Annotated in this window: 16 protein-coding genes; 13 read left to right on the top strand and 3 right to left on the bottom strand. The window is 66.0% G+C overall.

All coding sequences use genetic code 11. The features are described from left to right. Positions 1–41 precede the first annotated feature (41 nt). Positions 42–749, top strand: a complete 708-nt coding sequence (locus CJ010_RS11610; protein WP_141018176.1) for a GntR family transcriptional regulator — start codon at positions 42–44, stop codon at positions 747–749. 265 nt (positions 750–1,014) lie between these two features. Here CJ010_RS11610 and CJ010_RS11605 read toward each other — a convergent pair whose 3' ends face one another. The 3 genes from CJ010_RS11605 to CJ010_RS11595 all read right to left on the bottom strand — a co-directional run bounded on the left by CJ010_RS11605 (position 1,015) and on the right by CJ010_RS11595 (position 7,044). After that, the gene (locus tag CJ010_RS11605; protein WP_141018175.1) at positions 1,015–4,092 is read right to left on the bottom strand and encodes an efflux RND transporter permease subunit; all 3,078 of its coding nucleotides are present in this window, start codon (positions 4,090–4,092) and stop codon (positions 1,015–1,017) included. Then, positions 4,089–5,297, bottom strand: a complete 1,209-nt coding sequence (locus CJ010_RS11600; RefSeq protein WP_141018174.1) for an efflux RND transporter periplasmic adaptor subunit — start codon at positions 5,295–5,297, stop codon at positions 4,089–4,091. The genes CJ010_RS11605 and CJ010_RS11600 overlap by 4 nt, the downstream gene beginning before the upstream one ends. 343 nt (positions 5,298–5,640) lie before the next feature. Next, entirely contained in the window at positions 5,641–7,044 is a 1,404-nt protein-coding gene (locus CJ010_RS11595; RefSeq protein ID WP_205754943.1) for an efflux transporter outer membrane subunit, read from the bottom strand. Between the two features lie 159 nt (positions 7,045–7,203). Here CJ010_RS11595 and CJ010_RS11590 point away from each other — a divergent pair, with 159 nt between their 5' ends. The 12 genes from CJ010_RS11590 (at position 7,204) to CJ010_RS11535 (ending at position 21,173) form a co-directional block, all read left to right on the top strand. Beyond that, positions 7,204–7,899 (top strand): response regulator transcription factor, encoded by a 696-nt coding sequence (locus CJ010_RS11590; RefSeq protein WP_141018173.1) that lies wholly within the window; start codon positions 7,204–7,206, stop codon positions 7,897–7,899. Further along, positions 7,899–8,960: an ATP-binding protein gene (locus CJ010_RS11585; protein WP_141018172.1), complete on the top strand. Its 1,062-nt coding sequence runs from the start codon at positions 7,899–7,901 to the stop codon at positions 8,958–8,960. The genes CJ010_RS11590 and CJ010_RS11585 overlap by 1 nt, the downstream gene beginning before the upstream one ends. A gap of 186 nt (positions 8,961–9,146) precedes the next feature. Beyond that, positions 9,147–10,721, top strand: coding sequence for a methyl-accepting chemotaxis protein (locus CJ010_RS11580; RefSeq protein ID WP_141018171.1), 1,575 nt, complete (start codon positions 9,147–9,149; stop codon positions 10,719–10,721). Positions 10,722–11,242: 521 nt separating this feature from the next. After that, entirely contained in the window at positions 11,243–12,748 is a 1,506-nt protein-coding gene (locus tag CJ010_RS11575; RefSeq protein ID WP_141018170.1) for an aromatic/alkene/methane monooxygenase hydroxylase/oxygenase subunit alpha, read from the top strand. A gap of 66 nt (positions 12,749–12,814) precedes the next feature. Beyond that, positions 12,815–13,075, top strand: a complete 261-nt coding sequence (locus CJ010_RS11570; RefSeq protein ID WP_141018169.1) for a toluene-4-monooxygenase system B family protein — start codon at positions 12,815–12,817, stop codon at positions 13,073–13,075. A 45-nt stretch (positions 13,076–13,120) separates the two neighbouring features. Then, on the top strand, positions 13,121–13,456 hold the full coding sequence (locus CJ010_RS11565) for a Rieske 2Fe-2S domain-containing protein (protein WP_141018168.1): 336 nt from the start codon (positions 13,121–13,123) through the stop codon (positions 13,454–13,456). Positions 13,457–13,484: 28 nt separating this feature from the next. Continuing rightward, entirely contained in the window at positions 13,485–13,898 is a 414-nt protein-coding gene (locus tag CJ010_RS11560; RefSeq protein WP_240794572.1) for an MmoB/DmpM family protein, read from the top strand. A gap of 59 nt (positions 13,899–13,957) precedes the next feature. Next, positions 13,958–14,944: an aromatic/alkene monooxygenase hydroxylase subunit beta gene (locus CJ010_RS11555; RefSeq protein ID WP_141018167.1), complete on the top strand. Its 987-nt coding sequence runs from the start codon at positions 13,958–13,960 to the stop codon at positions 14,942–14,944. Positions 14,945–15,099: 155 nt separating this feature from the next. Continuing rightward, positions 15,100–16,119: a 2Fe-2S iron-sulfur cluster-binding protein gene (locus CJ010_RS11550; RefSeq protein ID WP_141018166.1), complete on the top strand. Its 1,020-nt coding sequence runs from the start codon at positions 15,100–15,102 to the stop codon at positions 16,117–16,119. Positions 16,120–16,176: 57 nt separating this feature from the next. Further along, positions 16,177–17,553, top strand: a complete 1,377-nt coding sequence (locus CJ010_RS11545) for an OmpP1/FadL family transporter (protein ID WP_168224941.1) — start codon at positions 16,177–16,179, stop codon at positions 17,551–17,553. Positions 17,554–17,661: 108 nt separating this feature from the next. Further along, positions 17,662–20,550 (top strand): ATP-binding protein, encoded by a 2,889-nt coding sequence (locus CJ010_RS11540; protein WP_240794571.1) that lies wholly within the window; start codon positions 17,662–17,664, stop codon positions 20,548–20,550. Then, positions 20,547–21,173: a response regulator transcription factor gene (locus tag CJ010_RS11535; protein WP_141018165.1), complete on the top strand. Its 627-nt coding sequence runs from the start codon at positions 20,547–20,549 to the stop codon at positions 21,171–21,173. Before CJ010_RS11540 ends, CJ010_RS11535 begins: the two co-directional genes overlap by 4 nt. Positions 21,174–21,189: the final 16 nt, after the last annotated feature.

Here is a 21,189-nt window from a genome sequence, read left to right as displayed (position 1 = left end):
CTCACGGGTAGAATATCGATAATTTCACGATCGAGAGCGCCATGGCGAAATGGGCGATCAAGGACATCGAAGACCAGGGGCACAGCACGCTGACCTCCTCGGTTTTCGAGCGTCTGCGTAACGACATCCTCGAAGGCAAACTGCCACCCAACGAGAAGCTCCGTATCGAGGCCCTACGCGAACGCTACCAGGTCGGCGCCAGTCCGATCCGCGAAGCGCTCAACCGCCTTTCCTCGCTTCGTTTGGTCGAGCAATCCGATCAGCGCGGGTTCCGCGTTACCGAAGTGACACAGGAGAGTCTCCTGGAACTGGCGCGCACGCGCTGCTGGATCAGCGAGATCGCCATCCGCGAAGCCATCCTGAATGGCGACACGGCCTGGGAGGAAGACATCGCGCTCGCCTTCCATCGCCTGTGGCGCCACCCGCTCGACCTCGACAAGCAGGGTCCCGACCGCGAATGGGAACAGTTGCATCGCAAATTCCATTCGGCGCTGATCGCGGCGTGCCCCTCCCACTGGATCCGCGATTTCCACGAGCAGCTCTTCGACTACGCCGATCGCCACCGCCATCTCGCCGCGACCATGGGCGGCCCGCGCCGGGATCCGACCGCAGAGCACCGGGAGATCATGGAGGCGGTGGTGAAGCGCGACATACCACGTTCGATTGAGCTGCTGAACACGCACTTCATGCTGACGACCGAATTGGCCAGCAGAGCCACCGACTCGGCACCGCAGCACGCGCGGGCATAGTCACCGCCTTCGGGCGCCGCACGCCGCCGCGAGGACGCGCTCCCCGCGCACGGCTGACAGTCACGCCCCAACGGCACCGTCACATCCACCGCTGCTTCCCGAGCGCTCATCGATGCATCGCGGCGTCCGCCTCGCGCAGGAGCCGCGAACTGTGCGGGCCTGCATTCCGGTCGGCGCGGCACGCGGCTTTCGCCCATAGTGGACCGCGGCTCGTCACCGGATCCATTCCTGCAGCTTGCCAACGCGGGGCCGTCTCCCCGACCGTTCAGGCGCAATCCGGCACCGCCCTGGCCTGCAGGAATTGCTTCCTCATCCACTGCAGCAGGTCGTCCACATAGGTGAACACCACCGGCACCACCAGGAGACTGAGCACCGTTGAGGTGATCAGCCCGCCGATCACCACGATCGCCATCGGCTGGCGGAAGCTGGGTTCGGCGCCTAGCCCCAGCGCATTGGGCAGCATCCCGCCTCCCATGGCGATGGTGGTCATGACTATGGGCCGGGCGCGCTTGTGGCAGGCGTCGATCAGGGCCTCGAACCGGGCTATGCCCTTGCGACGGGACACGATGGCGTACTCGACGAGCAGGATGGAGTTCTTGGTGACGATGCCCATCAGCATCAGCACGCCGATCACCACCGGCATGGAGAAGGACTGTCCCACCGCCCACAGCGCAAACAGCGCCCCCGCCAGCGCCAGCGGCAGCGCCGACAGGATGGTGGCCGGCTGCATGAAATCATGGAACAGCAGCACCAGCACGGCGTAGATGCAGAACACGCCGATCGCCATCGCCAGCCCGAAGCTCTGGAACAGTTCCGACATGCGCTGCAACTCGCCCTGGTCGACCTGGCGCACGGCATCGGGCAGTTGCGCCATCGCCGGCAGGGCCATGGCTTCACGCTGGACCTCGCCGATCGGCCGGCCGTTCAGTTCAACGCTCAGCGTCACGTTACGCAGGCGGTCAATGCGGTCGATCTGCGACGGCCCGCTGCCCAGCGACACCTCGGCGACGCTGCCCAGGCTGACCAGGCCGTCGCGCCCCTTGACGCGAAGCTGGGCGATGGCTTCGAGGTCGCCGCGGATCCCGGGGGCCATGCGTGCCCGGATGTTGATCTGGCGTTGCGGCAGATTCAGCTTGGGCAAGACGGTCGCGTAATCGCCGTAGGTGGCCAGACGCACGGCATCGCCCAGCGCCTCGGAGGTCACGCCCAGGTGCGCGGCCGTCGCATAGTCCGGCCGGATCTGGATTTCCGGTCGCTGCAAGGCGGCACTCGAGGTCACATTGCCGATGCCCTGCAAGGTCCTGAGCTGGGATTCCACCTTGGCCGCCGCACTGGCCAGCACATCGGGATCGTCGCTGGCCAGGGTCAGTTCCAGCGTCTCGCCGTTGCCGCCTCCGCCGACAGACACCCGCACCGCGGGCAAGGTGCGCAGCAAGTTCCGCATGCGGGCCTCCACCTCCGACTGCTTGAGATCGCGATCGCCCCGCGGCACCAGGTCCACGGTAAGGGTCGCGCTGGTCAGGTCGGCGGTGGAGGAACCGCCCATGTCGCCGCTGGCCGCCGTTCCCGCCGAGACGAACACGCTCCTGACCTCGGCCAGCTCCTCCAGCATGGCGGCGGCCTGCTTCGCCACGCGGGTCGTGTCGTCGAGCGTGCTGCCCGGGGCCAGCTTGAGGGTGATCGTGCTGTGCGCCTTGTCCTGCGCCGGCATGAAGGCAGTCGGAATGAACGCGGCCAGCGCGATGCAGAGGACGAAGAAGGCCGTCGCCGCCGCCACGGCGGTCTTGCGCCGGCGCAGCGCCGTTCTTGCCGACCCCAGATATCGGGTCATGAGCGGACCGTCCGCGCTGTCGTGATCGGCGCCCTGCGTGCGCGGCTTGAGCATGTAGGCCGCCATCATGGGCGTCAGCAGGCGCGCCACCAGCAGCGAGGCCAGCACCGCCACCGAGGCGGTCACGCCGAACTGCCGGAAGAACTTGCCGGGGATCCCGCCCATGAAAGCCGTGGGCAGGAACACCGCGACCAGCGTGAAGGTGGTCGCGATGACGGCCAGGCCGATCTCGTCGGCTGCCTCCATCGCCGCCTGGTAGGGCGTCTTGCCCATCAGCAGGTGGCGCTCGATGTTCTCGATCTCGACGATGGCGTCGTCCACCAGGATGCCCACCACCAGCGCCAGCGACAGCAGGGTGACCACGTTCAGCGTGTAGCCGGCCAGCCACATGTAGGCGAAGGTCGGCAGGACCGACAGCGGCAGCGCGATCGCGGCGATGAAGGTGGCGCGCCAGTCGCGCAGGAACCACCAGACCACGGCGATGGCCAGCAGCGCCCCTTCGAGCAGCAGCAGCATCGAGCCGTGGTAGTTGTCCACAACCGGTTCGATGGTGTTGCTGACCTCGGTGATCGTCGCCTGCGGGTTCTCCTTGGCGAACCGGGCGATGGCAGCGCGCACGTCCGTCGTCACGCCTACGTCCGAATAGCCGAGCGAGCGGGTGACCTGGAAGGCGACGACCCGCCGGCCATCGTGCAGCGCATCGCTGCTGCGTTCAGCATGGCCGTCCGAAATCCGCGCGATCTGGTCCAGCCGCAGCCAGCGACCATCCGCGAGCGGAAGGGTGATGCGGCCGATCTCGTCGATCGACTCTACCGTCGCGATCGTGCGCGCCGACTGGCGCTGCCCGCCGACATCGCCCACGCCACCCGAGCTTTCCTTCTGCACGGCCTTCAACTGGGCCGACACATCCGAGGGGGTGACCCCGAGGCCGGCCATCAGCACGGGGTCGAGGTCGATGTGCACTTCGCGATCGACGCCCCCCACACGCTGGACGGAGGACACGCCGCGCACCGCCAGCAAGGCCTTGGTGACGTCGTTGTCGACGAACCAGGACAGATCCTGCTCGTCCAGACGGTCCGATTCGACCACATAGGTCACCAGCGCGGAAGACGCCGCCGTCATCTTGGTGACGGTCGGCGCGTTCATGTCGGCCGGCAGTTCGGCGCGCGCGCTGTCCACCGCATTGCGGACCTCGTTTACCGCCACCTCGCTGTCCTTGTCCAGCGTGAAACTGACCGTGATGCTGACCGAGCCATCGGTGATCGTGGTGGTGATGTGGTCGAGCTCCGTCAGGGATGCGAGCTTGTCCTCGATCTTGCGCGCGACCTCGGTTTCGAGCTGCGAAGGCGCAGCGCCTTCCAGCGTCGCCGAGATGGTCACGCTGGGCAAGTCGGTGTCCGGAAAGTCCTGGACCTGCAGCTTGGAGAAGCCGATCAGGCCGAAGACGGACAGCAGGATGAAGACCAGTACCGCCGGAACCGGGTTGCGAATGGACCACGAGGAGACGTTCATCGCCCGTTCCCCGCCGTGCCGGCCGCGCGGTCGGGCGCCGGGCCGCTCGTGCCAGCATCCGAACCATTGCGCGCTGCCTTTGCGCTTGGGTCGTTTGCTGCCCCCGCCCGGGCGATCGTCACCCTCGCCCCTTCGGACAGGAAGGCGCCGCCGCTCAGCACCACCCGCTCCTGCGGCGTGACACCGGAGAGGATCTCGATGCGCTCCCCCAGTTGCCGCCCGGTCTGCACGGCACGGCCGGCGACGTGCTCGCCCTCCTGCAGCAGCCACACATAAGCCCGGCCGTCGCGCCGCGTGATGGCCGACTGCGGCAGCGTGAGCGCGGCGCTATCGCCCGAGCGCAGGATGCCGCTGGCGAACATCCCGCGCCGGGCGCCGCTGGCCTCGTCCAGCGTGACATAGACGGTGGCGCGTCCGGTGCCGTCATTGAGCGTCGGCCCGGTCAACCGGACCTTGCCCTCCACGCGACGTCCGTCCGGCAGGGTGAGCTGCGCGGTGTCACCCACGCCGATGGCGGCGAGCTGGCGCGCATCGACTTCCGGGCGCCACTCCAGGCGCCCCCGGCGGATCACCCGGTACAGTTCGGCCCCGGCTGCCGCCACGTTCCCGAGGACGCCCGACTTCGACACCACCACGCCGTCATCGACCGCGGTGATGCGCGTCTGCGCCAGCTTGAGCCGGGCGCTGTCGCGGTCCGCGGCGGCAGCATCGAGCGTGGCCTTCGCCGTCTGCTCGGCGATACGGTAGGCCTCGATCTGCTGATCGGAGAGTGCACCGCTGTTCTCCGTCGCCCTGGCGCGCCGGTAGTTCGAGCGGGCCTCCTCGTAGGACGCCCGGGCCTGCGCCACCGTGGCCTCCTGCTTGCGCAGTTCTGCGCGCACCGTGTCATCGGCCAGGCGCGCGAGCAGGTCCCCGCGCTTCACCACGGCACCGACATCGACCCGCAGTTCGGCGATGCGCAAACCGCCGGTCTCCGGGCTGACGATGATTTCCTGCCAAGCCTCGATCGCGCCATTGGCCTGCACCGTCTGCGGCCAGAGCTGCGCCTGCGCCTGCACCACCTCCACCGTCAGCAGGCTGGCCTCCTCGTGCGCGGGGGCGGCACCGGGCGGGCCGCCCTTACCGCAGCCGACGAGGGCTGCGGCCACGCCGACCAACAGTACGGTACGAAGTGCGGGGGTGTCGAAGAGACGTGTTCTTTCCATATTCTGACGGCAAGCTCATGGGCAAGGCGCCGCGGACCGACGGTAGCGATCGGCGGCAGTGGATCGCGCAGCGAATCCACAGGGGACATGCTAGGAAAACGGAGCGTCAAGCGCCGTTCGGAAGTGTCAAGTTGGGAAAAGAGAGCCCCATGTGGAGCCTGCTTTTCCCGGTCGGCGGCCACGTCGAACCGGATGCGCGCACCTGGCGCGACCACCGGCAAAGACCAGGCTCGGGGGAATGGGTCCTGGTCGCTCGTGCCATCAGCGCCAGTACCGAAACCAGACTGCCTTTGTCAGGAGGCGGTCACGAGGGGGCACGCCGTTGCCGCGTCTGTCCTTCGTGCTACACGGCGGATCCGGCAGCCAGGTCGTCCGCGGTCCAGCCGCCGCCGACCGCCTTGTAGAGCGCGATCCAGTACTGCACCTGGTTACGCAGCAGGCCGAGATATTCGATCTCCGCCGACAGGGCCGAACGGCGGGCCTCCTCGAGATTCAGCAGGCTGACGCTACCGGCCCGCCATTTGACCTCGGTGGCCTCGAAATAGGCCCGGTACTCGGTGGCGGCCAGCGCCGCACGCTCCGAGCGGAACGCCGCGCCATTGAGATTCACCAGCGCCTGCTCGACCTCCTTGACCGCGTTGCGAACCCCTTCGCGCCACTGCGCCAGCGCAGACTGGTAATCCGCCTCGGCACTGGTAACGGCCGCGCGCCGTCGTCCGCCATCGAACAGGGGAATCGACAGTGCCGGCCCGAACGACCAGGTCGTGGCACCGGCGGCAAGGCTGGAGGACGAAATCGCGATCGAACCCGACAGCGACAGGCTGGGGTACAGATCCGCCTGAGCCGCGCCGATGGCCGCGCTGGCCGCGGCCAACTCGCGCTCCAGCCCCGCGACGTCGGGGCGCTGACGCAACACGTCCGCCGGGACGGCCCCGATACGAAACGCTTTCGGCTTGGGCAGCCCGCTCCCGCCCTCCCCCAGCCGTGCCAGCAGGCCGGCTTCCTGCAGTCCGGTCAGGGCGACCAGCGCCTTGACCAGCAGCTCGCACTCCACGCGTTGCGCCTGCAGCGACGACTGCGTGCTGGCAAGGCTGGCGCGCGCCAGCGAACCGTCCGCAGGCGCGGTGAAGCCGGCCCTGACCGAGACCGCAGTGGTCTCGGCGGTCGTTTCCATCGACAGCAGTTCCTGTTCGTAAGCGTCGACCAGCAGCCGGCAGCCACGATACCGGACATAGGTGTCGGCGACTTCCGCGGCCAGGCTCACGCTGGCCTCGTGCCACTCGCCGACCCGCGCCTGCAGGCGCGCCTGGGCCGCCTCGGCGCTGCGCCGTACCTTGCCGAACAGATCCAGCTCCCACGAGGCGTCGAATCCGGCGGAGCGGCTCGTCAGCGTGTCGATCGCTCCGCCCTGCTGCTGCCGCGAACGTGTGACGCTCGCGCCGCCATCGACCGACGGCGCCAGGCCGGACCTGACCGAGGCCAGGTTGGCGCGAGCACTCTCGATGCTCGCCCACGCCTTGTCCAGACTGGGGCTGTCCGCCGCAGCGGTCTTGATCAGGCCCGCCAGCACGGGATCGACGAACTGCTCCCACCAATCCTCCAGGGCAGCCCCGCTGCCGCTGTGCGGCGTGGGTGCCTGCCACTGCAAGGGGACCGCGATCGCCGGCGCCTTGTAGTCGGGCCCCACTGTCGTGCACGCCGACAGCCCCAGACCCAGAATGAAAAATACGCTCATGCCGCGCCGCATCACCGCGATTCCGCTACTTTTCCCATACGGCGCATGCTACGCAGACACAGCGTCAAGCACCGTTCAGAAGTGTCAAGTTGGGAAAAGTTCGCGCTGAATGTTGGACCACGCCGTCCGGGAGTGCGACACTTTTGACTCTCCCAAAGGTGTTCCCGGAAGATGCGCATCCTGCTGATAGACGATGACGTCGAGCTGACGAATATGCTATCCCAGTACCTTGCACACGAGGGCTTCGACGTCCATGCCGTGCATGATGGCGACAGCGGAATCGCGGCGCTGATGCGCCAGCATTACACGATCGCGGTGCTGGACATCATGATGCCGGGCTTGTCCGGACTGGAGACGCTGCAGCGCATCCGCCAGCAGAGCCGGATTCCGGTACTGATGCTCACCGCACGTGGTGACGACATCGACAAGGTCACCGGCCTGAACCTGGGCGCCGACGACTACGTCGCCAAGCCCTGCACGCCCGCCGAACTGCTGGCACGCATCCGGGCCATCCTGCGCCGCACGCAGAACGCCAGTCCACCCGACGCCCCGGCGAGTGCGCCGCGCAAGCTCCAGACCGGACCGCTGGCGCTATGGCCGGGAAGCCGCCAGGCCACCTGGCATGGCACACCGCTCGAACTCACCGGCACCGAATTCATGTTGCTCGAAGTCCTGGCGCGCCATATGGGCAGTCTCGTCAGCAAGCAGGACATCTCGATGGAAGCCTTCAATCGGCCCCTGACCCGATTCGACCGCCGCATCGACGTCCATATCAGCGCCATCAGGCAAAAGCTGGGCAATCGTCCGGACGGACAGCCATGGATACGGAACGTCCGTGGCCTGGGCTATCAGTTCCTGGAGGACTGATGCGGCTCTTTCCCCGGCCCGGCAGGTTGTTCTGGAAGCTCGTGCTCGCGCTCTTTCTGAGCATGCTGCTTTCCATGCTCGGCACTTTCGCCTATGTCGCATTCGTCGGCGGCCCCTCTCCCCCGCCACCGGAAGGTGTGCTGATGCTGGGCCCGATTCCCGCTGTTCCGTTCCTTGCCGGGCTGATCGCGATCTTCGCCATCGGGCTTCTTTTCGCCTGGTATCTGTCGCGGCCCATTCAGAAGTTGAGCTGGGCATTGCACCGGATTGCCCAAGGGAATTTCGAGACCCGCGTATCGCCGTTGATGACGAAGAACTGGCGCGATGAAATCATCGATCTGGGGCAGGATTTCGACCGCATGGCGGAACAGTTGCAGCGCGCCTTAGACTCCCAGCGCGCACTGCTGCACGACGTCTCGCACGAGCTGCGCTCGCCGCTGACGCGCATGCAGGCGGCAATCGGCCTGCTGCGGCAGAACCCCGAACTGACCATGACGATGGTTTCCCGCATCGAAGCCGAGAGCGAGAAGCTGGATGCGCTGATCGAAGAACTGCTGACCCTGCATCGCCTCGACGCCGGGGCCGTGCAGAGCCAGCGCGAGCGGGTCGATCTGATCGATCTGCTCCAGGCCATCGTGGAGGACGCGGAGTTCGAAGCCGCGGCATCCGGCAAGACCATCACGCTCGAAGCCGGCGAGCCGTTCATCTCGGAGGTTCACGGGGAACTGATCTACCGGGCCTTCGAAAACGTGATCCGCAATGCCGTGAAATACAGCCCGGCGGGCACCACGACGGAAGTCAATGCGCGGGTGACCCCGGACGACAGGCTAGAGGTCAGCGTGGCCGATCGCGGCCCCGGCGTGCCGCCCGAACTTCAAAAGCGGATATTCGATCCCTTCTTCCGCATCGAAGCACCGGGACGCAGCAGGGGAACCGGTCTGGGGCTGGCCATCGCCCACAGAACGATCACCGCGCATGACGGCATCATCCAGGTCGTGTCGCGCGAACAGGGCGGGCTGATCTTCACGATCACGCTGCCCAAGCGTTCGGGTCCCCCCTGATCGATCCGAAGAGCTCGACTGCAGCCCGCCTAAACCAAAGTCTAATGGATCGTCCTCACCCCGCGGGCTAGCCTCGGCGGCTCCGTGCTCGGTGTGCTCCTGCCCGCTGGCCTCGGTAGACGCACACCACACGCCTGGCAAGGCATATCCGCGAGGAAGAAGATGACTTTCGAACGTTTCAGCACAATGTCCGCTTTCAGACATTGGACCCTGCGCCGGCGATTCTCCCTGGCGATCTGGACCATCGTCGTCGTCATCGTGGTATCGATGTACGGCACCCGGCTGCTCGGCAAGGCGGCAACTTTTCATTTTCTCGAGCGTAACCACATGGAACTCGCCTTGCGCATCGATGCGGCGCTGGGCAATGTCGAGCAGGCGGCCAGGAATGCAGGGGGAACGCGCATCGAGGACATCGTCGGCATGCTGCACGAAGCGCGCGATCTGGCGGTTCGCGCCGGCGAGGAAACCTTCGGCTTCGAAAAGACACTGCTGTCGCTGCTCGGCTTCGGTCCGCTGATCGAGCTGCCGGCCAAGGATATTGCCGATGTGGACGCCATGCTGGCGACCATCGCCAGCGGATCCGCCGGCAGGGGGGCGTTGCCGCCGGAACTGGCCGTCCGCTTGCGCCCGGGCATGGATGCGGTGATGCAGAACTCCCGCGATTTCGCTCCGCTGACCTTCGCGGCCTCCCGCTTCATCAAGATCAACGTTGCCGTGCTGTCGCTGCTCTGCGCGCTGGCCCTGATCCTGACGGCGACCGGCTTGCGTCATCGCACCCTGCGGCCGCTGGCAACCGCCGTCGCCTCGGCGCAACGGGTGGCCGGAGGCGACCTGACTGAAACCCTGACCGCCGTCGGGCACGACGAGGCTGCCCAGCTGACGCAGGCGCTGGCCGACATGAACGCCAGCCTGGGGCGCCTGGTCAAGGCTGCCCGCGAGAACGCCGACCGGATTGCCGAGAGTGCGGTAACTGTACGCGAGCAGTCCGAAGCGGGTGCGGCCGGGATGCACCAGCAGAGCGGCGCGGTAACGCATATTTCGAGCACCGTCGAGGAACTGGCGGTCAGCATCGCGGCTGTGGCCGACCGGGCCGGCGAGGTCAAGCAGCTGTCAACAGAGAGCCTTGCCAGCTCCCGCAAGGGCTGGGATCACATGCAGCATCTGGCGGGCAATGCGGAGGAAATCCGCCAGGCGGTCGAGGACATCCGGCAGACCACCGCGGCCTTCATGCGCAACACGGGCTCGATCTCGGCGCTGACCCAGCAGGTCAAGGCGATCGCCGAGCAGACCAACCTTCTTGCTCTCAATGCCGCCATCGAGGCGGCTCGGGCCGGCGAATCGGGCCGCGGCTTCGCGGTGGTGGCCGACGAGGTGCGCAAGCTCGCCGAGCAGTCGCGGCGCGCCGGGGAAGATATCGAGACCCTGACGCGCCTGCTGTCCGAGAACTCGCAGTCTGTCGCCCGTTCCGTCGAGCGCGGAGTGGATACCCTGCACCGCGGGCAGGCGTACATGGCCAATACTGTACAGGCGCTGGAAACCGCCATCAGCCACGTCGAGGAGGCCAATCGCGGCATCGACGAGATCGGCCTGTCGGTCAAGGAGCAGGCTGTCGCCGGCAACGACATCGCACGCAATATGGAGAACATCTCGGCGGCCATGGAAGCGACCAGCGCCAGCCTGGCCGTCAGCCTGCGGACCGCACGGGGGCTGGATCAGTTGGCCGAGCGCCTGCAGGAAGCGGTGGGTTCCTTCCGCGTCTGAGCCCCGGCCACTCCGTTTCGGCGGACGGGCGTCCGGGCCCGGCCGGCCATCTCTTGCCCTGGCCATTCGGCCAAGTCCTTCGGCGCTTCGAGGCGCCGGATCGCCCTGCCGATCTCCCCCAACCGCCTCGGCTGGCCGGACATGCATCGACATATTCAGGCTATCGAGCCGATCCATCAGGCCGGCCAGCGTGTCGATGATGCCCTGCAGGCTGTGCCCCGTGGCTTGATCAGGCGGCTCCGCCGAGCGTCGACCGCATCCTGCGCAAGGAGCCGCTCTTCCGGTGGCGCCCGCTGGGCGATGGTCCGCGCGCCCGGCCCCTGTGCATGGACGACGGCCAATGGCCATCCCCGGCTCGCGCTTCTAAACCAAAGTCTAATTGGCGCCCTATGACTATCCGAATAACTTTGGGTTAACACGAAATCTCGAGAAAGTCGGGATTTTCGCTGAAGTCCGGTGCCCCAGACCGCCCGGATTCGGAGATCGCAGGCCTTCAAGCCCGCTACATAGAGGAGACATAAATGGCTGTACTCAACAGAATGGATTGGTACGACCTGGCCAGGAGTACGAACTGGACACCGTCGTACGTCACCGAAGACGAATTGTTCCCGCCCAAGCTTTCCGGCGATTTCGGCCTGCCGCAGAACGCCTGGGAAAAGTACGACGAGCCGTACAAGCAGACCTACCCGGAATACGTGAAGGTCCAGCGCGACAAGGATGCGGGCGCCTACTCGGTGAAGGCCGCGCTGGAGCGCAGCCGCATCTTCGAGAACGCCGACCCTGGCTGGAAGTCGGTGATGAAGGCGCACTACGGCGCCATTGCCCGCGGCGAATACGCGGCGGCCAGCGCCGAAGCCCGCATGATGCGTTTCTCCAAGGCGCCGGGCATGCGCAACATGGCGACGCTCGGCTGCCTGGATGAAATCCGCCACGGCCAGATGCAGCTCTACTTCCCGCACGAGCACGTATCGAAGGACCGCCAGATGGATTGGGCCTTCAAGGCCTACGACACCAACGAGTGGGCGATGATCGCGGCGCGCCACTTCTTCGACGACATCATGATGACGCGCGACGCCATCAGCGTGTCGATCATGCTGACCTTCAGCTTCGAGACCGGCTTCACCAACATGCAGTTCCTCGGTCTGGCCGCCGACGCCGCCGAAGCCGGCGACCACACCTTCGCCAACCTGATCTCCAGCATCCAGACCGACGAGTCGCGCCATGCGCAGATCGGCGGCCCGGCGCTCAAGGTGCTGATCGAGAACGGCCAGAAGGCCGAGGCGCAGAAGCGCGTGGACATCGCCGTGTGGGGAGCCTGGAAGCTGTTCTCGGTGCTGACTGGCCCGATCATGGACTACTACACGCCGCTCGAGCACCGCAAACAGTCCTTCAAGGAGTTCATGGAGGAATGGATCGTCGCCCAGTTCGAGCGGGCACTGACCGACATGGGCCTCGACCTGCCCTGGTACTGGGACATCTTCCTCAAGGATCTGTCGCAGACCCACCACGGCATGCACCTCGGGGCCTACTACTGGCGTCCAACCCTGTGGTGGAACCCGGCAGCCGGCATCACGCCCGACGAGCGTGCCTGGCTGGAAGAGAAGTACCCCGGCTGGAACGACACCTGGGGCCAGTGCTGGGACGTCTTCATCGACAACGTTGTCGACGGCAACATGGCCAAGGCCTATCCGGAAACGCTGCCCTACGTCTGCAACATGTGCCAGCTGCCGATCCTCGGTACGCCGGGCAAGGGCTGGAACGTCAAGGACTACCCGCTCGAATACAAGGGCCGCCTCTACCACTTCGGCTCGGAGGTCGACCGCTGGGTCTTCCAGCAGGAACCCGAGCGCTACGCCGGCCACCTCTCCATCGTCGACCGTTTCCTGGCCGGCATGATCCAGCCGATGGATCTGGGCGGGGCGCTGCAGTACATGGGCCTGGCCCCGGGCGAGATCGGCGACGACGCCCACAACTACGCATGGGCCGAGGTGTACCGCGCCATGCGTGCCGCCAAGAAGGCGAGTTGATCGACACGCACAAGCACGGACGGGCGCTGCGGGCGCCCTGTCCGGCCCAAAGAGGAGACTGAACAAATGGCCCTATTTCCGCTGACCTCGAATTTCGAGGGCGATTTCGTGCTGCAACTGTTGCCGGTCGATACCGAAAACACCATGGATGAAGTGGCCGCCGCCGCCGCCGTGCATTCGGTCGGCCGCCGGGTTCGCGCCCGCCCCGACTGCATCCTGCGGGTCCGCCGTCAGGATGCGAAGGAGTTCTTCCCACGCACGATGAAGGTGGCCGAAGCCGGTCTGAAGCCGACGGAAACCGTCGAAATCATCTGGGAAGCAGCGTAGCGGACACGGACGCTGCACTCACTCATGACGATATCGGAGACAAGCATGAGTTTTACCAAAGTCTGCACGGTCGATGACCTGTGGGAAGGGGAGATGGAGTCGTTCTCGGTCAATGGCCACGACATTCTGCTGGTCTGTGCCGAAGGCGGCGACGTCAGGGCCTTCCAGGGGATTTGCCCGCACCAGGACATCCCGCTCTCGGAAGGCAAATTCGACGGTCAGAGAATCATCTGTCGCGCCCACCTGTGGCAGTTCGACGCCTGCTCCGGCAAGGGCATCAATCCGGACGACTGTGCGCTGGCGGAGTACCCGGTCAAGTTGAACGGCGACGACATCCTGGTCGAGACCGAGGGCGTGACCCCTTTGTTTGCCCATAGCTGAACGTTCCGCGGGAAAACGGATGCAATTCATGAACTGGTTCAAGAGCGTGTTCGGCCCACGGACGACAGTCTTCGCACCCACGGGCGCCGCCGGGGAGGCGGTAAAGGAACAGGAGGAGGAGAAAGCGATGAGCACGTCGAATGCAGGACAGGCCTTCCACAACAACATGGTCGGCCCGGTGATGCGGGCCGGCGACCTGGCCATGGCGGTGATCGAGGCGGCCAGGCTGGACAACCCGGGCAAGGAAATCTTCGTCGAGGATAAACGGGCCTACATCCGTATCCACGCCGAACAGGAAATGATCCTGCGCCAGGAAACCATCGCGGAAGAGCTGGGGCGCCCGTTCAGGATCAACGAACTGGAAGTGGACCTGAGTTCCTTCGCCGGGCAGATCGAGAGTCAGCCCAACGCCGTCCGCTTCTACTTCACCAAGACCTTGTAGACCGCCGTCCCGGCAATCGCCCGGCCACGCCCCATACAAAAAATCGAGGAGACAAAGACATGTCCGAAATCCAGCCGCTGAAGCCGCTGAAGACCTGGAGTCATCTGGCCGCCCGCCGCCGCAAGCCGAGTGAGTACGAGATCGTAAGCGCCAATCTGCACTACAACGATCGCGACCCGGACTCGCCCTACGAGCTCGACCCCAACATGTTCATGAACCAGTGGTACAAGAAGAACACCTTCGGTACCTCGCTCGTGCACGAGGACTGGAACGCCTTCCGCGACCCGGATGAAGTGGTCTACCGTACCTACAACCTGATGCAGGACGGCCAGGAGACCTACGTCTTCAGCCTGTTCGACCAGTTCAACCAACGCGAGCACGACAAGGCGCTCGATCCGCGCTGGGCGGGTACGCTGGCCCGCTTCTACACGCCGGCCCGCTACCTCTTCCACACCATCCAGATGGCCTCGGCCTACGTCGGCCAGGTGTCGCCGGCCAGCACCATCACCAACTGCAACTACTTCCAGATGGCCGACAGCCTGCGCTGGCTCAGCCACACTGCTTACCGCACCAAGGAGCTGTCGACGCAGTTCGCCGACAAGGGCTTTGGTGCCGACGAGCGCAAGTACTGGGAACAGGATCCAGTCTGGCAAGGTTTCCGTGAGCTGATGGAAAAAACGCTGACGGTCTGGGATTGGGGCGAAGCCATCGTCGTCCTCAGCCTCATCGCCAAGCCGGCCATCGAGGAGAGCGTCCTGCGCAAGCTCGGGGAGTCGGCCCGCCACAACGGCGACACCCTGCTTGGCCTGATCACCGATGCACAGCTGATCGACTCGGCCCGCCATCGTCGCTGGGTGAGCGCCTTCGTCAGGATGGCGCTGGAAACCCCGGCCAACCTCGGGATCGTCCGTGGCTGGATCGCCAAGTGGGAGCCACTGGCCGACAAGGCGATCGACGCTTACTGCGCGCAGCTGCCCGACGTCGCCGATGCGGCCGCTGCGGCCAAGGCAGCGACGCGCGAATTCCGCCGCTCGCTCGGCCTTTAATCCGGCACAGCCCGTTGCCTTGTCCGGGGCGCTCTGGCGCCCCGCGGGCAACTGTTTCCGCAAGCGAGGCGCCATGGGCGCCCCGCCCGGCCACTCGCAGGGGGTGCTCATCCTCCCGCGGGTAGGACGTCGCGTAGCGACAGGAGGGTAGTCCAGTGAGCAATCAGGCAAGAATCACCAATCGGAAGGACGGCAGCGGCTTTACGCAGGCTGCCGGGGACAGCATCCTGCGCGCCGCCTTGCGCGCCGGGGTCGGGTTAGCCTACGAATGCAATTCCGGCGGTTGCGGCGGCTGCAAGTTCGAGCTGCTCGAAGGCGAGATCGAGACCCTGTGGCCCGAGGCCCCGGGGCTGAGCGAACGCGACAGGCGGCGCGGCCGGCATCTGGCCTGCCAGTGCCGGGCCCGCGGCGACATCACCATCGCCGCCCCGAGCGCCGGCGAATATGTGCCGCACATGTCGCCGCGCCGCCAGTCGGCCCAGTTGGCCGCGGTGCGGGAGATCACCCACGACATCCGTGAATTCCGCTTCGTGGCTGCGCAGGGCGCCGATTTCCTGCCCGGCCAGTACGCCATGCTCGATCTGCCGGGTGTGGTCGGTTCGCGTGCCTACTCCCTGGCCAACACTCCGAACGGACAGCGCGAATGGCATTTCCAGATCCGTCGCGTGCCCCACGGACAGGGTACCCACACCTTGTTCGACCGGCTGACGGTGGGCGACGAGATCGGTCTCGACGGCCCCTACGGCGTGGCCTACCTGCGCACCGGCAGTCCGCGCGACATCGTCTGCGTCGCCGGCGGTTCGGGCCTGGCACCGATGCTCTCGATCGCCCGCGGGGCAGTCGAAGCCGGCATGCTGGGCGAGCGCACGCTGTATTTCCTGTACGGCGCCCGCAGCCCGCGCGACGTCTGCGGCGAAGACATGCTGCGGGCGCTGCCGGGCTTCGGCGAGCGCATCCGCTTCATTCCGGTTGTCTCGCTGTCCGGCGAGGATGGCCAGTGGTCCGGCGCCACCGGCTACGTGCATGACCAGCTGGAGCGCGTCCTGCCGGGCAGCCTGGCGTCCTACGAGTTCTATTTCGCCGGTCCGCCGCCGATGACCCAGGCCTTGCAGGAGCTGCTGATGATCGGTCATCAGGTGCCGTTCGGCCAGATCCATTTCGACCGCTTCTTCTGAGGCGGCGCGGCGTTGCCGCCACAAGGTACAACGCCCCATAACGGGAGGAGATAACACATGATGAAAAAGAAAATGGCGGTCGGTCTGGCCTTCGCCGCGCTGTCGGTGTCCAGCCCTGTCGCCCTGGCAACCGATGTCTTCCAGCTCGAAGGCATCGGAGCCGTGTCACGCGCCATGGGCGGTACCGCGGTGGCGCACGACGTTGGCCCCGGCGGCATGCTGACCAATCCGGCCAACCTGTCCTTCAGTCCGAACAGCCGCGAAGTGATGGTCGGTTTCGATCTGGTGACGACGGATATCACCGTCAAGAACAAGGCGACCGGGGAATCCGTCGATTCCGATACCCACAGCAGGAACCGCGGCCCCTATTTCGCGCCCGAACTGGCCTACACCCACCGCATCGGCAGCCTCACCCTCGGCATCGGCGCCTTCGCGCAGGGCGGCCTGGGGACCGAATACGGGCGCTCCGGCTTCCTCTCGCGCAGCACCGGCGGCGCCGACACCGGGCTGGAAAACTCCAGCCGTCTGCTGGTGCTGGATATCCCTCTGGCGGCCAGCTACAAGGTGAACGACGCACTGACCATCGGCGGCAGCATCGACGCGCTGTGGCAGGGCCTGAACCTCGATCTGCTGCTCGGCGCCGACCAGGTCGGCAGCCTGATCGGTTCCGGGCGGGTCACGGGTTCGCTGTTGCCGGCGCTGGGCGGCATCCCCGGCCTGCAGGGGGCGCATTTCAGCCTGACCAAGAACAGGATGCTGGGCAGCGGCGTCGATGCCTGGGGTTACGCCGGACGCCTCGGCCTCGCCTGGCAGGTGACGTCCGACACCCGGCTTGGCGCGGCCTACAACCTCCGCAGTCGGGTCAGCGACATGGAAGGCGACGCCACCCTGACCGCGATCTCCGGCGTGCTCGGCCACATTCCCCTGGAAGGCAGGATCAAGATCCGCGACTTCCAGATGCCGGCCAAGCTGATCATCGGCGGCAGCCACCGCGTAACGCCGCAGTGGATGCTGACGGCGGATGTCTCGCGGGTCTTCTGGAAAGAGGTCATGAAGGACATCAAGGTCACGTTCGAAGCGGATGCCGGTGGCAACCTGAACATCCGGCTACCGCAGGACTATCGCGATCAGACCATCGTCGCCCTTGGCACCTCCTACGCGCTGACAGCCGAATGGACCCTGCGCGCCGGCGCCCGCTACGCGACTCAGGCATTGCGCAAGGAAACCCTGTTCGCGGTGATTCCGGCGACGCCGACCAAGCACCTGTCAGTGGGCTTCTCCTATGCCGTATCGCCGACCGACCACATCGACTTCGCCTTCTCGCACGCCCTGCGCGAAAAGATGGACAACAACAGCCTGCCCAACACGTCGGCGCCGATCGAGGTCAAGCATACGCAGAACAATGCGACGCTCAGTTACACGCTCAGTTTTTGATCCGGCATCGGCACCGTCCTCTGTTTGGTGCTCTTCGAGCGAGGTTCGCCTCGCTTTTGTTCGCCGGGTATCGGATGCTCCGAGTTCGTCAGTTCCTGTAGTGCATTCATGGAAACCAACTCAGGCAACAGCCCCGGCGAGCGGAGTACGGCCGTGAAGGGCGTCGAACTCCTCGCCGACGATCCGCTGGATGTCCGGCGGCAGAAGCTCGCCCGCATCATCCTCGATTCGATGTACCAGTTCCTCGGCCTGCTCGACATCGAGGGTAAGGTCATCGAGATCAACCAGGCGGCGCTCGACGGCGCCGGCGTGGCCCTCGACGAAGTCGTCGGCAAGCCCTTCTGGGATGCGCGCTGGTGGGCACTGTCGGAGGCAACGCGGGCGCGCGTCCGCAGCATGGTCGAGGAGGCGGCGGCCGGGCGCTTCGTGCGCTGCGACATCGAGATCTACGGCGAGTCCCGCGGCCGGCAGACCATCGTCGTCGACTTCTCGCTGACCCCGATCTTCGACGACAGCGGCCGTGTCGCCTTCCTGCTGCCGGAAGGGCGCAACATCTCGGAAAAGATCGCCATCGAGGCCGAATTGACCCGGCGCAACAACGAGGTCCATGCGGCGCTGGAGAAACTGCGCGAGATCGACGGCTTCAAGACCAAGTTCTTCGCCAACGTCAGCCACGAACTGCGCACGCCGCTGACCCTGATCCTCGGCCCGGTCAACCAGCTGCTGCAGTCTTCCGGCGACCTGGCCGAACGCGAGCGCTTCCGACTGCTCACCATCAAGCGCAACGCCCAGGCCTTGCTCGAACAGGTCAACGACCTGCTCGATCTGGCCCGCATCGATGCCGGAGAGATGCCGCTGGTGTATGTCTGCGCCGATATCGTCGCCCTCGTCCGTGCGGTGGCCGACAGCTTCGAGGCGGCGGCCGACGAGCGCGGCATCGCCCTGTCCTTCGCCGGCGAAAGCGAGCTCTACGCCGATGTCGACCGGGCCAAGTTCATCCGCGTGGTAACCAATCTGTTGTCCAACGCCTTCAAGTTCACGCCTCACGGCGGGCGCATTCGCTGCTCATTCGAGCGCCGGCCCGGCGAGCGCGTACTGATCAGCGTCCAGGACAGCGGCCCCGGCGTACCCGACAGTCTGAAGGCGTCGATCTTCGACCGCTACGCCCAGGGTGCCGACGAGCATTCGGCCAAGGGCAGCGGCCTGGGACTCAACATCGTCAAGGAATTCGTGGTCTTGCACCACGGCACGATCACGCTGCTCGACGCGCCCGAGCATGGCGCCCTGTTCCAGGTCGAGTTGCCGCTACGTGCTCCGGCAGGTTCCTTCGTCCGCGCCCGCGACAACATCTGGCAGCCGGTCATCGAGCCGCTGGAAGCGCTGCCCCCGGCCGATGCGCCTAAGCTGCCGGAGAACGCCGCGCATGCGCGCATCCTTGTTGCCGAGGACAATCCCGACCTGCGCCAGTTTCTCCACGACGTGCTCGCCGACGACTACCGCGTGACACTGGCGGAGCACGGCGCCCAGGCGCTCGCCCTCGCCTGCGCCGATCCACCCGACCTGATCATCACCGACCTGATGATGCCGCAGATGGACGGCGAGCGTTTCGTCCACGAACTGCGCCGGCGGCAGATCTCGCACGTGCCGGTGCTGGTGCTCTCCGCCCGCGCCGACGATGCGCTGCGCCAGACCCTGCTCGAAGAATTCGTCCAGGATTACCTGACCAAACCCTTCTCGCCGCAGGAGCTGCGAGCGCGTGTGCGCAACCTGATCACCGTCAAGCGCACCGTCGATATCCTGCAGAAGGAGCTCAACTCGCAGGCTTCCGACATCACCGAGCTGACCAACGGCCTGATCGCAAGCCGCAAGTCGCTGCAGGAAGGCCTGCGCGCCTTGCAGATTTCCGAGCGCCGCTGGCAGGGCTTCTACGAGAACACAGCGGTCGGCATTGCGCTGGTCGACGCCGACGGCAAGATCATGAAGGCCAACCCGGCGCTGCAGCAGATGCTCGGCTACGGCCCGCAGGAGATTCTCGACGTATCGCTGGTCGACATCAGCGAGGCCTCGCAGCGCGCCAGCACGCGCGACAACGTGTACAGCCTGCTCGAAGGGCGGCGCGGCAGCTACCAGGTGCAGAAACGCTACGAGCGGCGCGACGGCAGCTACCTTTGGGCCAAGGTCTGCGCCTCGGTGATCCCGGCGGTCGACCGCGAAGGGCCGCGCATCGCCGTCATCGTCGAGGACCTCAGCGCCCAGAAAAGCGCCGAGGACGCGCTGGCCAAGACCCAGGCCGACCTGGCGCGCGTTTCGCGGCTGACCACGATGGGCGAACTGGTCGCCTCCATCGCCCACGAGGTCAATCAGCCGCTGGCCGCCATCGTCACCAACAGCCACGCCGCACTGCGCTGGCTGGAGCGTGACGAGCCCGACTATCCCGAAGTGGTGGCGGCGCTGCAACGCGTGCATCGCGATGCCGCGCACGCCGGCAACGTGATCACCCGCATTCGCGGCTTTCTCAAGAAGGAAGGGCTGAAACGCGAGCGGGTAGACGTCCCCGGCATGATCGATGCCCTGCTGCAGATGCTGCGGCGGACGCTCGACGAAGCCGGCGTCGCCATCGAGCTTCGCCTGGCGCCGGTCTTGCCCGACCTGCTCGGCGATCAGGTGCAGCTGCAGCAGGTCATCCTCAACCTGCTGGTCAACGCCGTCGATGCCATGCGCCAGCAGGAGGGGCGGCCCCGTCGCATCGTCGTCGACGTCCGGGAAAACCCGGCCTGCGGCCTGCTGTTCACCGTCGAGGACAGCGGGCCAGGCATCCCCGCCGACATGGCCAACACCATCTTCGAAGCCTTCTGCTCGACCAAGAGCGATGGTCTGGGCATGGGACTGGCGATCAGCAAATCGATCATCGAGCACCATGGTGGTTCACTGTGGCTCGACGCCACCGGCGCCGAGGGCTCGCGCTTCGCCTTCTGTCTTCCCGTGAGTTCGCCATGAATGCGACAGCTTCCCTCTCGCCAACGGTCTACGTCGTCGACGACGACATTTCCATCCGCGAATCCCTGAGCAGCCTGATCCGCGCCGAAGGCATGCAGGTCGAGGTCTTCGCCTCGCCGCTGGATTTCCTGGCGCTCGAACGGCTCAAGGACTTCTCCTGCGTGGTACTCGACGTCCGCATGCCCGGACTCGACGGACTCGCGCTGCAGGACGAACTGACGCGCCGCGGCTGGCAACCGCCCATCATCTTCATCACCGGCCACGGCGACGTGCCTGATGCCGTGCGCGCGATGAAGGCCGGGGCCATCGATTTCCTCAAGAAGCCGTTCGAGGACTTCGCCCTGCTCAACGCCATCACCGCCGCACTGTCACGCGTCAGCAGCGAATTCCACAAGAAGCTGGAAAGCGCCGAACTGCAGGCCCGCTACGAGCAGCTGACGCCGCGCGAGAAGGAGGTCCTGGCCATGGTCACGCAGGGTCGGCCGAACAAGGTCATTGCCTACGAACTGGGCGTTTCGGAAAGCACGATCAAGGTGCACCGCCACAACGTCATGAACAAGATGCACTTCCGTTCGCTACCCGAACTGGCCCTGGCCATGCAGCGACTGAAGGAGGGCGGCTGAATCCCGTTTCCAGCAC

It is taken from the genome of Azoarcus sp. DD4 (genome assembly GCF_006496635.1).
GTDB lineage: Bacteria > Pseudomonadota > Gammaproteobacteria > Burkholderiales > Rhodocyclaceae > Azoarcus.
The sequence above is the reverse complement of the archived record's forward strand: the minus strand, read 5'-3'. Positions and strand labels throughout refer to the sequence as shown.